Origin of the sequence: Frisingicoccus sp. (genome assembly GCF_048388605.1) — a bacterium.
Taxonomy (GTDB): Bacteria; Bacillota; Clostridia; order Lachnospirales; family Lachnospiraceae; genus Frisingicoccus.
The window spans coordinates 50,682-65,529 of sequence record NZ_DBGCTU010000044.1; the positions used below are offsets into that span (position 1 = coordinate 50,682).

The following is a 14,848-nucleotide window of genomic DNA, read 5'->3' on the forward strand; positions in this document are numbered from 1 at the left end:
CGGATTATGCGTACACACGAATCATTGACGATATCTCCTGAACAAAGGACATATCATTTAAAGTCTGCATGGCCGCCTTAAAATTCTTTTCCTGTACCACATCCGTGATAGCTACGATTTCCGCCGTATCACAACCGGCCGGTTTCTGAATGATCTTTTCAATGCTGACATGATTATTTCCCAAAATGCTTGCCACATTTCCAAGCACTCCGGCGCAATCTCTGACGATCATACGCACGAAATATTTACTTTCGATATCGCCGATCTGCTTAATCGGCAATTCTCTGTAACATGTGCAGCCAAACATGCCGAGACAGTTACTTACAATATTCCGGGCCACCTCAAGCACATCGCCTACAACGGCGCTGGCCGTCGGCATCTCCCCGGCGCCCCGGCCGTAAAACATGGTGTCATCCACCGCATCGCCGTGTACAAACACTGCATTGAAAACATCGTTGACCGAAGCCAGAGGATGCTCTTTATTGATCAATGTCGGATGGACCCGCACTTCCACGCCGCTGGCCGTATTTCGCGCAATGCCGAGCAGCTTGATCACACAATCCATATCCTTTGCATATTTGATATCCTTTGAAGTGATATGGGTGATTCCCTCGGTATACACATCATCAAAAGTAATCCGGGAATGAAAACCGATGGAACCCATGATTGCCATCTTACGGCCGGCATCCAATCCTTCCACATCCGCTGTCGGATCCGCTTCCGCATAGCCAAGCTCTGTGGCCTTTGCGAGAGCCTCGTCAAATTCCATACCCTCCTGGGCCATTTTTGTCAGAATATAATTGGTTGTTCCATTGACGATCCCCATGATCTCGGTAATCTCATTGGCGATCAGACACTGTTTCAGCGGCCGGATAATAGGAATTCCGCCGGCGCAGGAAGCCTCAAACATAAAGTCCACATGATTTTCCTCCGCCGCATCCAGAAGCTCTCTGCCGTGAACGGCGATCAGATCCTTATTGGCGGATACTACGCTCTTTCCCGAATTCAGGCAGCGCAAAATGAAGGTTCTGGCCGGTTCAATGCCGCCCATGACCTCGACAACCATCTGTATACTGTCATCATTTATAATATCTTCAAAATTCTCAGTCAGCAAAGACGCATCCACATCTTTACGAGTTTCAGGAATACTCTTGACAAGAATCTTTGCAATTTCAATATCAGTGCCCACTCTCTGGCACATATCATTCCTGCGCATCTGGAGCAGTTTATAAACGCCGCCGCCGACAGTTCCTGCGCCCATGATCGCAATCTTAATCGATTTTATCTCTTTTTCCATGGTAAATCTCCTCTGTTTTTACATTTCCACGTGTACTATTCTATCATGATTTTTTTATTTGTACACAGGTAAATTGATAAAAATCACCAGTTTCCAATGTTTCCCCTCTACATGATCATACATAAAAAAGGCGGGATCAAAATTACAGGAAGATAATTCGCCACCTTGATTTTAGTCACCCCGATCAGATTCAGGCCCAGAGCGATAATGAGCACCGATCCCGCGCAGGTCATCTCACCGATGGCATAATCCGTCAGAAACGGCGCAATAAATCCGGCCAAAAGCACAAGTCCGCCCTGAAACACCAGCACAAAAATATCCGCCAGAAGAACGCCGATCCCCAGACTGGCTGACAAAACACAGGAAGAGATCAGATCCAGCGTTGCCTTGGTATAAAGCATTTCGCAGTCCCCGGTCAAACCGGCCTGCAGAGAACCGACGATCGTCATCGCCCCCACACAGAATAAAAGGCTTGCCGTCACAAAACCCTCGGCCACCGTAACCTGTCCGTCTTTCTGCTTAAAGCGGTTTTCCACGTAAGCGGCCAGCCGATTTAACTGCCTGTCAATATCCAGCAGTGTTCCGATCACTGTGCCGATGGCCATGGATAAAATAAGCACCAGCGTATTTTCCCCCTGAAGCGCACCGGAAATTCCGATAAACACCGTGCACAGGCCAATTCCTATCATCAAAGCCTCTGTGACCTTCTCCGGAATCCCCCGTTTTAAGAACAGGCCGACCAAACTTCCAAGCAGCACGGTTCCCACATTTACTATAACGCCTAACATTTCTATCCCCCGATTCGTAAATATCTTCAGTATTAATACTATACATAACGTTTATTTCATTGTCAATCAAATTCTTTATTTAGGTAACGTATTTATGTATAGAAGCAACGTACAAAAAAAGAAAGTACCGCCTCTCTCTGCAAAACGATACTTTCTGTTTGAACTGTAACTTTGAATGGTAACACGAAACTGAAAACTAGGATTCGGATTCTGTCTCAGCCTTTGTTTCGGATTCCGAGGAAGTTTCTGTTTCTGTTGAAGTTTCCCCGGTTTCCGCCGAGGTCTCTCCGGTTTCATCCTCCGCTGCCTCTGACGCCAGCTTATATTCCTTCCAGGCATCAGATTCAGTGTACGCTGCCTCATCCATCAGCTTATTCAGCTTTTCATCCAGGCTTTCCGCCTTTTTATTATCCTCAGCTGTTTTCATCGACGCCTCGGTTGCTTCCTCATCATTTAAAGAAATACATTTAATAATATGATAACCATACTGGCTTTCTACAAGTTCACTGATCTCGCCCTCTCCGAGCGCCCAGGCCGCTGTATAGAACGGCTCCACCATAGAAGACATATTTATCGGATCATAGCCGTTTTTATCAAATGCAAATTCAAATCCGGCATTTTCTGAACTGTACTCATCAGCCAGCGCTTTGAAATCCTCGCCGTTCTTTGCTCTGGCCAGAGCTTCCTCCGCCTTTGCTTTCTGCTCTGCAAGATAAGTCTCCTTCTCTTCATCCGTCATATCCACATTATTGCCTTCAGCATCCTTTTTGGTTGTATCTGTGGTGGAGATCAGCACATGCTGAACCTTGATGCAGGCAGCTTCCGCTTTTTCCTCTTCCGTCAGCTCCACCTCTTCCGCATCGAGCATGGCCTGATACACATATCCGGCCAGCGTACTCTGCTGAACAACGGCGCGGACATCATCCTCGGTGATACCTTCTTTTTCCATCACATCCTCACCGATATTGGTTTTAAAATTTTCCACATACTCTTCAACGGCCTCATTATCCTCTTCACTCAGCGATACGCCATAATCCTCAGCCTGACTGTTCAAAATGATCATCTGGGCAAGCTGCTTTGTGATCATATCCTTTGTCATATCGCCGAAGGTCGTACCATCCTCAACTTCCATATCCCAGATGGAAGAACCGTAATAAGCCTCATACTGGCTCTTCATCACATAGGCATACAGCCGGGCTTCACCCATGGATACACTGCCCTGCTCCATCGTTATCGCCGCTTCTTCTGCCGCACCGCCGCCGGACGCACCGTTGTTGCTGCCGCAGCCAACCAAAAGTGCCGCAGTCATCGCACCGACTGCCACTGCGGAAATCATTCGCTTCATAAATGCTTTCATATAATCTGATTCCTCCTGATTTATGTTAATGCTCACTTTGTTCATTATAGATTATTTCATATTTTCAAGCAATCCCTTTATCTCTTTTATCACATTTTTTTCACATTTCAAAATATCCTGCTGCTCCTCTTTACGCATTTTCAACAGAAAATACGGATTATCCCCCGGTTTAAACCGAAGGCGCTGCCCGTATTTCTGAATGAGCGCCGGAATCCGGTCAACACATACGGCTGCCTGCTTATACATAAATATTTTTGTTTCATCGCCCCGGCAGGAAAGCTGGGTAATACATGCCTCATGGGCCTGGGCTTTTAACAGCGCAATATCCAAAAGATTCTGAGCCGACTTCGGAAGTTCCCCAAAACGGTCATTCAGCTCATCAACCATCTCGTCGTATTCTTCCTCATTGGTTATGGCAGCGATCCGCTTATAAATTTCCAGTTTCTGAACCTCATTTTTGATATAGGAAGCCGGGATGTAAGCATCCAGATTCAGGTCCAGCACAGTCTCAAAATCATCCTCTGCCACCGTCTCGCCCTTCAGCTTTAACACCGCCTCATTCAGCAACTTACAATATAGATCATAACCCACCGATTCCATGTGTCCGCTCTGCTGCTGTCCGAGAAGATTTCCGGCGCCCCGGATCTCCAAATCCCGCATGGCGATCTTAAAGCCTGAACCAAATTCCGTAAATTCCCGGATAGCCGCCAGCCGCTTTTCGGCAACCTCCCGGAGAATCGTATTCCGGCGGTAAAGCAGAAACGCATAGGATGTACGGCTGGAACGGCCGACCCTGCCCCTGAGCTGATACAACTGGGACAGCCCGAGACGGTCCGCATCATGAATAATGATCGTATTCACATTAGAAATATCCAGTCCGGTTTCGATAATTGTTGTGGAAACAAGAACATCGATCTCTCCGTTGATAAAGCGGTACATAACCCTCTCCAGCTCCCGCTCGCTCATCTGCCCGTGGGCAAAGGCCACCTCCGCCTCCGGGGCCAGCTTCTGGATCGCCGCCGTCATCTCCACGATGCCGTTTACCCGGTTAAACACATAATATACCTGGCCTCCCCGGCCGATCTCCCTGGCTATGGCCTCCCTCACCATCTCCTCATTATATTCCATGACATAGGTCTGCACCGGCATTCTGTCCAGAGGAGGTTCACTCAGCGTGCTCATATCCCGAATACCGATCAAACTCATATGAAGAGTTCTCGGGATCGGTGTGGCCGACAAGGTAAGCACATCCACATTCTCCCGGAGTTTTTTAATCTTCTCTTTATGGGTCACGCCAAAACGCTGTTCCTCATCAACGATGAGAAGCCCCAGATTCTTAAATTCGATGTCTTTCGACAATATCCGATGAGTCCCGATCAGAATATCCACCATGCCCTTTTTCAATTCTCTGACCGTCTCCGCCTGCTCTGTTTTCGTGCGGAACCGGGACAGGGCGCGGATCACCACCGGATAATCCTGCATCCTCTGGACAAACGTATTATAATGCTGTTGGGCCAGAATAGTTGTCGGCACAAGCAAGGCCACCTGCTTTCCGTCCTGCACCGCCTTAAAAGCCGCCCGGATGGCCACCTCCGTCTTGCCATAACCCACATCGCCGCAGATGAGTCTATCCATGATTCGATGACTTTCCATGTCCCGCTTTGTAGCCTCGATCGCCAGAAGCTGGTCATCCGTTTCTTCATAGGGAAAAGCCTCCTCAAACTCCCGCTGCCAGATGGTATCCGGCCCGTAGGCAAAACCCTCCTGAGACTGGCGGGCCGCATAGAGCTTTAATAAATCCTCGGCCAGATCCTTCACCGCTCCCCGCACCCGGCTTTTTGTCCGATGCCACTCCTGTCCGCCAAGCTTATTGAGCTTCGGCTGTTTTGCTTCGGCCCCCGCATACTTCTGGATCATATCCAGCTGGGTTGCCAGTATATAAAGATTATCCCCGCCGGAATATTCAATTTTAATATAATCCTTTTCAACTTTATCGACTTCAATCTTTTCTATGCCCTTATATACGCCGAGGCCGTGATTCTCATGCACCACATAGTCGCCGATATTCAGATCCATAAAGCTGTTCAATTTCTGTCCGCTGTATTCCCTTTTCTTCTTCCGCCGTTTTTTTGTCTCTCCGAAAATATCGCTCTCAGACAAAATAACAAACTTGATCAGCGGATATTCCACACCGCTGTGGAGATTTCCAAAGCAGATCACGATTTGCCCCGGCTCAGCTGTCCGCTCCATGGATTCGGTGACAACAGCCGGAAGCTCATGCTCCTGCAGATCCCTTGCCAGATGTTCCGCCCGTGTTCTGGAATTCGCCACCAGCACCATCCGGTACTTGCTCCTCTTCCATCGTTTCAAATCCCGGACAAGAAGTTCAAAATTCCGATGATAGGACTGGATGGACTGAACTTCCAGATGATACTTCCGCGCCGGAGTCATATAAACTGTTTTCTGCTCCAGGGTGCTTAAAAGCAGACACCGCTGCTTTTCCAGACAATGAAATAAATCTTTTCCCGAATAGAGAATATCCATCTGTCCCGGAATAATATAGCCCTTTTCCAGTCGTCCCTTCATGCTCTCCCCGAATTCCCGGGCAACACCCTCCGCCTTTTCCTGCAGTCTCGCCGGTTCATCCAGAAAAATAAGGGTTTCCGCCTTTGGAAAATAATCCAGAAAAGATACTGTATCTTCGTAAAAATAGCGGATCAGACTGTCCATATTCGCACCGCTGAAGGAATACTCAAAGGCTTCCTTTGCCTCTTCATAAATGTGTTTCAGGTGTCCGGCCTCCTCCGCTCTTCCCTCTTTTTGAAATGTCCGCACACCCTTATCCACATCTTTTTTTATCTTCGCCAGACCCTTCCGGATCCGAGCCTCCGTAAAAACCATTTCCGCCGCCGGATATATGGAAATTTCCTCATGCCGCTCAATAGAACGCTGGCTGTCCGCATCGAAGCTCCGAATGGTATCAATTTCATCATCCCAGAATTCAATTCGATAAGGGCAGTCATCCGCCAGATTATAAATATCCAGGATCCCGCCCCGAACCGAAAATTGTCCCGGTCCCTCGACCTGCACTGTCCGCTCAAAACCCATATAAACGAGCCGCCGAACCAAATCCTCCTGATCGCATATGCCGCCTTCCCGCAGACGGATGATCTGCTGCTGCAGCTTTTTCACCGGCAGAAGACTGTCCATCAGACCATCCACCGTCGTTACAACCGTCACCGGCTCCCGCTCCAACAACTTCTGAACGACTGACAGTCTCTGGCGCACAAGGGCCTGCCCGTGGACATCCGCACTGTAGAAAATGATGTCTCTGGCCGGATATACAAACACATTTTTATCAAAAAAACGATACCCCTCATAAATATCAGTCGCCCGTTTTTCACTGTGAGTAACGATAAGTTTAAAGGGATAATCTTCGGAAAAGCTGGCCATCCAATGGGTTTTCTGGGCGTCCACACAGCCCTCCGCATAAATCGGCCCTGCGTTATCCGCCAGATCCCTCCGGATATTCTCATATTCACTCAGCTGAAGTAACGGCTCCCTGAATAATTTCATCACACATCCCTCTTCTTTGCATTATACCGGTTCATTGCCCCATCGATATCATCCGCAAGCATTAATTTCAGGGCGCCGACGACACCCTCCGCTGCTTCCTCCAGCGCTTCCTGCTCCGCCTTTGAATATCTGGACAAAACATAGTCCGCCAGATCCCAGCCCTCCGGCTTATTTCCGATACCCACTTTGATCCGGGGAAACTCCTGCGTCCCCAGATGGGCAATAATATTTTTCACGCCGTTATGTCCACCGGCGCTGCCCTTTTTCCGTATGCGGAGCTGTCCCACATCAAGGCTGATATCATCATATATAATAATGATATTTTCCGGCTCTATTTTATAGAAGTCGGCAATCTCCCGAATACTCTCGCCGCTCAGATTCATATAGGTCTGCGGCTTCGCCAGGATCACCCGCATACCGTCGATCACGCCGCGGCCCACAAGGGCTTTGTGTTTCCTGGTCGTCACATCAATATCGAATTTACTTCCAATAACATCAATCATTGTAAAACCGACATTATGCCGGGTTCCCTCATAGGTTTTCGAGGGATTTCCCAAACCTGCAATTAAATACATCCCATTTCCTCCTCTGATTCCTTTTAATTTTTACACGCAAAAAGCGCACGTCCGCAGTCAATCCCGCGCGTGCGTCCTTCTATCCAGATAAACTCAGTAATTAAAAGCATACACAAAAAGTCCGGGCTTTGTCAAGTTCTCCCTGTATTTTAACTTAAAAAAACAGGAAGAAATTCACTTTCGTGGTTCTTCCTGTTTCTATTCATCCCATATCTAACACTTAGAGCGCCGCTTCTTCTTCACTCTCCAAAGCCGCTATCTCATATTTCTCCAGAATAATACTCTGAATCCGTTCTCTTGTCTCCGAATTGATCGGATGGGCGATATCACGGTATTCACCATCAGCTGCCTTTCGGCTCGGCATAGCGATAAATAATCCCTTTTCGCCTTCAATCACCTTAATATCATGTACAACGAATTCATTATCGAGTGTGATTGAAACAACTGCTTTCATTTTTCCTTCTTTTGTTACTTTACGTACTCTTACGTCTGTAATCTGCATGTTATAAGTCCTCCCCAGGTTCTTTAATTATAAGATATATCGGTCGCTTTTCTCCACTACAATGCGAACCTCTCCGGCCTCGCCTGTATAAGTCGAATTCGCTCGAATCGTATCCCTGCTTTCAACAATACAATTCTCAATAACCGTGTTGTCTCCGATATAAACATCATTTAAAATGATGGAGTTTCGGATGACGCAATTATTGCCGACATAAACTTTTTTAAATAAAATGGAATCCTGAACTTCTCCGTTCACGATACATCCACTTGAAATCAAAGCATTTTTGATTTTTGAACCCGGGTTAAATTTCGCCGGTGGTAAATCCTCGACTTTTGACAAAACATTCGGATAATCTCTGAAGAAATACTCCCGAACATCCCGTTTCAAGAAATCCATATTTGTCTGATAGTAGGAAGAAATCGTAGAAATATTCTGCCAGTAGCCTTCATGCTTATAGGCAAAAATCTTCTTTACATCTTTATATCTTACTAAAATATCCTGTACAAAATCATATCTGTTCTCTTCATGGGCCTTCTGAATCAGTTCGATAAGAAGACGCCGCCGAATCACATAAACTCCGATAGAGACGGTGTTTGTCTGGGCGATCAGAGGCTTCTCCTCAAAATTGGTGATCCGTCCGTCCTCGGCCATCCGCACAATCCCAAAGCGGTTGATATCCTCAGATGCATCCGTCAATTCTTTCACGGCCACCGTGATATCTGCCTTTGTCCGAACATGATAATCCAGAATCTTATCATAATCCATCTTATAAACGCAGTCACCGGATGTGATGATAACATACGGTTCATGACATCTTCTCAGAAAATCCAGATTCTGATAAATAGAATCCGCCGTACCCATATACCATGAGCTGTTTTCTTCGGTGATAAACGGCGTCAGCACAAACAAACCTCCCTGCTTACGGCCGAAATCCCACCATTTGGAAGAATTTAAATGTTCATTCAGGGAACGTGAATTATACTGAGTCAACACAGCAACCTTCTGAATGTGAGAATTGCTCATATTGCTCAAAACAAAGTCAATGCACCGATAACTTCCGGCCACCGGCATCGCGGCAACTGCTCTTTTCTTTGACAGCTGACCCATCCGGTTATTACTGCCTCCCGCCAATACGATTCCAACTGCTTTCATCACATCTCACCTGCCTTAACTATAGCTTGTCCGCTCGCAAGAAGTCCATCCGGATAGTCTGACGCATCCGTCTTTCCTACAATCGCTGTATTTTTTCCAATCTGAACATTTGGCGGAATCACAGAATTCTCTGCCACCGTCACCAAATCAAAGGCATAAACCTTCGGATTTAAAGCGCTCTCCGCATATTCGCCAACGCTGAATACGACATTATCGCCAATTTCAACATTCTCAGCCACGATTCCCTTATCAATGGTGCAGTTCTTTCCGACACGGGTACCGCTCATAATAATCGAATCCCGCACGACCGTACCTTCATCAATAATAACGCCTGAACCAATAACACTGTTATAAACTTCACCATAAATTTCAGAGCCCTCGCCGATAATACACCGGTCGACCTTTGAGCTGTCCGCAAAATACAGAGGTGTTATCATATCATTATTCGTATAGATCTTCCAGAACTCTTCATATAAATTAAACTCCGGAATGATATCGATCAATTCCATATTGGATTCCCAATAAGAGCCCAGAGTCCCTACATCCTTCCAATAGCCATTAAACTCGTAAGCATAACACTTCTGAGTTTTCTCATGAACATATGGAATAACATGCATACCGAAGTCACATCCCGGCTGGTCCTTCAATGTCAAAAGCGCTTCCTTCAATGTCGGCCAGTTGAAAATGTAAATGCCCATGGAAGCCAGATTACTGCTCGGCTTCTCCGGTTTCTCTTCGAATTCTTTAATATGTCCTGTGTCATCCGCAACAACAACGCCGAAACGGCTGGCTTCTTCCCAAGGAACCGGCATACATGCAATCGTGATCTCTGCATTTCTTGATTTATGGAAATCCAGCATAACCTCATAATCCATCTTATAAATATGGTCACCGCCCAAAATAAGGACATACTCCGGATTGTAACTTTCAATATATTCCAGATTCTGGAAAATTGCATTTGCCGTGCCGGAATACCAGTCCGCATTTTCACTGCCTTCATATGGAGGAAGTAATGTAACGCCGCCGTAATTCCGGTCCAAATCCCACGGAATACCAATTCCAATATGTGTATTCAATCTTAAATGACGGTACTGGGTCAATACCCCCACCGTGTCAATACCTGAATTAATACAGTTACTCAACGGGAAATCTATGATACGATATTTGCCGCCAAACGCAACTGCAGGCTTGGCTACGTGTGCCGTCAATACTCCTAACCTGCTGCCCTGCCCCCCTGCCAGGAGCATGGCTATCATTTCCTTCTTAACCACGTAATCACCTCTTGTTGTTCTGTATGATTATTTAATTATATCACTTCGCGCCTGAATTGTGAACACTTTTTACTATTTTTTTCCTGTGCGTCCTCAAAAAATGTTCAATATTCCGATTTTTTTCGACAGGTCTCAAAAAAGCAACGTTATTTTTTCACAATTTTGATTTAAAATTTTTGTGCATATTTATTTTTATCATTTTAGAACCTTTATTTTTTCCCAAAAGCAAGTTATAATATGTAGTTATGAAACATGAATATATAAGGAAGTGCTAATTAATATGTATAAAATCGACTTTAATCGGCCTATACGAATCCATTTTATGGGAATCGGCGGCATCAGCATGAGCGGTCTGGCCGAAGTCCTTCTTGAACGGGGTTTTACGATCACCGGTTCCGATATGAAGGCTTCACCAATTACAAAAAAGCTTGAAAGTCACGGCGCAGCCATCGTCTACGGACAGAAAGCCGAAAACATCACCGATGACATGGATTTGGTTGTCTACACGGCGGCTATTCATCCGGACAACCCGGAATTCCAGGCCGTTGTTCAAAAGGGAATCCCTCATATGGACAGGGCGGAGCTGCTCGGCCAGATCATGAGCAACTACAAAAATTCCATCGCCGTATCCGGCACCCACGGAAAAACAACAACAACTTCCATGCTTTCTCTGATCATGCTGGCCGGAGCCTGCGATCCTACAATTTCCGTCGGCGGAATTCTAAAGGATATCGACGGCAATATCCGCGTCGGCCGTTCCCAGAACTTCATCACGGAAGCCTGCGAATATACCAACAGCTTTCTCAAATTCAACCCGCGCATTGAGTTGATTCTGAATGTGGATGCCGACCATCTGGACTTTTTTAAAGATTTGAACGATATCCGCCATTCATTCCGGCTTTTCGCCGAAAAACTGGATAAGGACGGGATTCTGATCATCAACGGAGAGATCCGGGATTTGTCCTTCTTCACAGAAGGCCTTCCATGTAAGATCATTACTTACGGTCTCGAAGCCGATGACAATTATACCGCTAAAAATATTTCCTTTAATGAATATGCCTGCGGCAGCTATGATCTATATGTAAACGGTGAAAAAGCGGATCATATCACGCTGAATGTCACCGGTCTGCACAATGTCTCCAACTCTCTTGCCGCCATTGCCGCCGCCAGAGAACTGGGCATATCGATGGAACATATTAAAAGCGGACTGATGAATTTTAAAGGCACGGATCGCCGCTTTGAATACAAGGGTGAAATTAACGGCATTACCATCCTGGATGACTATGCTCACCATCCGACAGAAATCGAGGCCACTCTGACAGCTGCCAAAAACTATCCTCACCGGAAGATATGGTGCGCTTTCCAGCCTCACACATACACCCGCACCAAAGCCCTCCTGAAAGAATTCGGCAGGGCCCTGTCCCTGGCGGACCACGTCGTTCTCGCAGATATTTATGCAGCCAGAGAGGCGGACACCGGGGAAATTCATTCCAGAGACCTGCAGGCGGAAATAAGGGCCCGCGGTACGGCGGCGGACTATTTTTCCACCTTCAAAGAAATTGAAACCTTTTTGCTGGAAAACTGCAGCCCGGGCGACCTGGTCATTACCATGGGAGCCGGCGATATTGTCACTGTCGGCGAAGAGCTGTTGAAAAAATAAAAACATTTATCCGTAAGGGTAAAAAAAGGGGTACACAATTTTATCCACTTTTTTTACCCTTATATTATTATACTTTCCACCACTTATCCACATTATCCACAGATTTATTAACAATTTTTTAATTAAAAATCTGTGGATAACTTTATTTACATAACTTTTTCCACAATCCGTCGTCAAAACCTTCCAAACCTCTTAATTATCCAAGATATTTCGACATTTTGCCGGTTGTCGAAATATGTATCCACAAAAGTTATCCACATTATCCACATTGTCCACAGCTTTTTCCCCGGAAATCCGGGCCTATTTCCAACTTATTCAAAACATGCTATAATAGATTTCACATGATAAAGCAGTTTATTTTAGGGTGAATAGCTTATGAGATCAATTCAATTACATACCGATATGCCCCGGAATATCACGATGATTCCAAATGAATTTCTCGATCACTATATGGCCGGAGCAAACGGAGAATTTTTAAAAATCTATCTTTATCTGCTTCGATGGGCCGGATTTCCTGATACGGAGATCACGACATCCTCGATTGCGGACTTTTTTAATATGACTGAAAACGATGTTAAACGGGCTCTGCGCTTCTGGGAACAGGAAGGGCTGCTCGGCATTGCCTGGGATGCGAACGGCAATATTACCGATATCTGTCTCCGCCCGGTGACAGCGCCCTATGCGGCAGAACCTTCGGCTTCGATATCTTACATCGGGGATTCTGTGCCTTCCATGAAACCGTCTTCAGCGCCGGTATCTTTTTCAAAAGCGAAAGATCCGGCTGCCGCAGTGCCCGGAACCGGCAGTTATGAGGTTCCCGCTTACTCTGTTGATGAACTCCGGTCTTTTATGGAAAATGAGAGCGGCGACCAGCTTTTCTTTATTATTCAGCAGTATACGGGAAAACCTCTCAATCAGAAGGACATGAATACCATTTTATTTTTCCATAATGAACTCGGCATGTCCCAGGATTTAATCGAGCATCTTTTTGAATATTGTATTTCCAACGGACACCGGAAGATGAATTACATCCAGGCGGTGGCCATCGGGTGGACGGAAGCCGGCATCCGCACTGTAGATGAGGCCAAGACTTACTGCGCTTCCTTTAATCAACTGAATACTGCGGTGATGAATGCCTTCGGCATTAAAAACCGTTATCTTTCAGAGGATGAACTGTGTTTTATCCGCCGCTGGAATCAGGAATATCATTTTTCTCAGGAATTGATCGCCGAAGCCTGCAAGCGGACCATTTTAACGGCCCACTCAGCCAGCTTCCAGTATGCGGATAAAATTTTAAAAGGCTGGCGGGACAAGCAGGTCGGCAGCCTAAAGGACGTGCGGATTCTGGATGATGCCTTTGATAAAGCCCGGTCCGCGAAAAATCAGACCGTCAGTGAAAAGCAGCCGGTCAAAACCCCGGCAGCCAGAAAACCGGCAGCCCGTTTCCACAACTTCAATCAGAGAAGCTATGACTACAGTAATATGGAAGTGGAACTGGTCCGAAAGCTTCAATCAGGAAACAACCAATAACCGCCGAAAAAAGGAGTTCTATTTATGCTGAATAATTCACTTTATAAAACTATTATGAGGGATTACGACCGAAGGCAGGCGGAAGAAAAGCATCTGCAGGATCTGCGGATTCAGGAAGTGTACGACAAACTGCCGGAATACGAAATGCTGGAACAGCAGATCGTTTCTCTCTGTGCCGAAGAGGCCAGAAAACGCATCATGAATTCCGCCCCGAATCCTTCGGAGACCGGCCGACAGCTTCACGCTCAGATTGAGGCATTGCAAAACCGTCAAAAGGCCCTGCTTCTTTCCGGCGGTTTTCCAGAAAACTACCTGGAACTCAGATATCACTGCCCGCTCTGCAGGGACACCGGTTTTTCCGGCGGCGATCTATGTGCCTGCTTCCGCCAGGCGGCCGTCCAAAAGATTTATGACCAGTCCCGGATTTCAGAGATTCTTGAAAAAGAAAATTTCAATACATTTAATATGGATTATTATTCGGAAGAAAAGGATGCCCGTTTTGGCATCAGCCCGGCCGCCAATATGAAGATGATCGTCTCCCGATGCCGGGATTTTATCACAAATTTTGACAGAGAGTTTGCCAACCTTTTTATTACCGGAAACACCGGGGTCGGCAAAAGCTTTTTGACCCACTGCATCGCCAACGAACTGCTTAAGGCGTCCCGCTCCGTGCTCTATATGACGGCCTTTGATCTGATTGAGGCTTTTGAAGCCCATACCTTTGGAAATACAGAGGACAGCGAAGCGCATTTTTATGAGGACACCCTGTTTGATTCCATCATGAACTGCGATGCACTGATCATTGACGACCTGGGTACGGAAACTATCAATAATTTTACGGTTTCCCAACTGTTTTTATGTCTGAATCACCGGCAGGAGCATCACAGGTCAACGATCATATCCACGAATCTTCCTGTGGAAGCCATTCAGGATATTTATAGTGAGCGTATCTCCTCCCGAATTATCAGCTATTATCATATTTTCCTTATTTTCGGAGAAGATATTCGTATTAAGATTGCCCGCTCCAGATAATGTTCTTTTTTTAATGCAACATTATCCAACGACTTTCGACAAAATTCTTGACAATGAAGATATAAATAGTTCATAATGATTTATTGGTTATGAAACACAAATTTATTA

At 46.1% G+C, this 14,848-nt stretch carries 11 protein-coding genes; 3 read left to right on the forward strand and 8 right to left on the reverse strand.

What is annotated here, in order from left to right; translation table 11 throughout:
• Positions 1-4: 4 nt before the first annotated feature.
• The 8 genes from ACMN7X_RS12155 to ACMN7X_RS12190 form a co-directional block, all read right to left on the reverse strand.
• Complete coding sequence (locus ACMN7X_RS12155; protein WP_418747731.1) at positions 5-1,297, reverse strand: homoserine dehydrogenase; 1,293 nt, start codon at positions 1,295-1,297, stop codon at positions 5-7.
• A gap of 107 nt (positions 1,298-1,404) precedes the next feature.
• Positions 1,405-2,085, reverse strand: a complete 681-nt coding sequence (locus tag ACMN7X_RS12160; RefSeq protein ID WP_418747732.1) for a DUF554 domain-containing protein — start codon at positions 2,083-2,085, stop codon at positions 1,405-1,407.
• Positions 2,086-2,281: 196 nt separating this feature from the next.
• The gene (locus tag ACMN7X_RS12165; protein ID WP_418747733.1) at positions 2,282-3,442 is read right to left on the reverse strand and encodes a peptidylprolyl isomerase; all 1,161 of its coding nucleotides are present in this window, start codon (positions 3,440-3,442) and stop codon (positions 2,282-2,284) included.
• A gap of 51 nt (positions 3,443-3,493) precedes the next feature.
• Entirely contained in the window at positions 3,494-7,018 is a 3,525-nt protein-coding gene (mfd, locus tag ACMN7X_RS12170; RefSeq protein ID WP_418747734.1) for a transcription-repair coupling factor, read from the reverse strand.
• Positions 7,018-7,593 (reverse strand): aminoacyl-tRNA hydrolase, encoded by a 576-nt coding sequence (gene pth / locus ACMN7X_RS12175; RefSeq protein ID WP_418747735.1) that lies wholly within the window; start codon positions 7,591-7,593, stop codon positions 7,018-7,020. The genes mfd and pth overlap by 1 nt, the downstream gene beginning before the upstream one ends.
• Positions 7,594-7,813: 220 nt before the next feature.
• Positions 7,814-8,095: a septation regulator SpoVG gene (gene spoVG / locus ACMN7X_RS12180; RefSeq protein WP_178040589.1), complete on the reverse strand. Its 282-nt coding sequence runs from the start codon at positions 8,093-8,095 to the stop codon at positions 7,814-7,816.
• A 27-nt stretch (positions 8,096-8,122) separates the two neighbouring features.
• Positions 8,123-9,247, reverse strand: a complete 1,125-nt coding sequence (gene glgD, locus ACMN7X_RS12185) for a glucose-1-phosphate adenylyltransferase subunit GlgD (protein ID WP_418747736.1) — start codon at positions 9,245-9,247, stop codon at positions 8,123-8,125.
• Positions 9,247-10,518, reverse strand: coding sequence for a glucose-1-phosphate adenylyltransferase (locus ACMN7X_RS12190; protein WP_418747737.1), 1,272 nt, complete (start codon positions 10,516-10,518; stop codon positions 9,247-9,249). Before ACMN7X_RS12190 ends, glgD begins: the two co-directional genes overlap by 1 nt.
• A 280-nt stretch (positions 10,519-10,798) precedes the next feature.
• Here ACMN7X_RS12190 and murC point away from each other — a divergent pair, with 280 nt between their 5' ends.
• From murC to ACMN7X_RS12205, 3 genes are all read left to right on the forward strand, one after another.
• Complete coding sequence (gene murC / locus ACMN7X_RS12195) at positions 10,799-12,178, forward strand: UDP-N-acetylmuramate--L-alanine ligase (RefSeq protein ID WP_418747738.1); 1,380 nt, start codon at positions 10,799-10,801, stop codon at positions 12,176-12,178.
• Between the two features lie 375 nt (positions 12,179-12,553).
• Positions 12,554-13,708 (forward strand): DnaD domain protein, encoded by a 1,155-nt coding sequence (locus ACMN7X_RS12200; protein ID WP_418747739.1) that lies wholly within the window; start codon positions 12,554-12,556, stop codon positions 13,706-13,708.
• 24 nt (positions 13,709-13,732) lie between these two features.
• On the forward strand, positions 13,733-14,740 hold the full coding sequence (locus ACMN7X_RS12205) for an ATP-binding protein (protein WP_418747740.1): 1,008 nt from the start codon (positions 13,733-13,735) through the stop codon (positions 14,738-14,740).
• Positions 14,741-14,848: the final 108 nt, after the last annotated feature.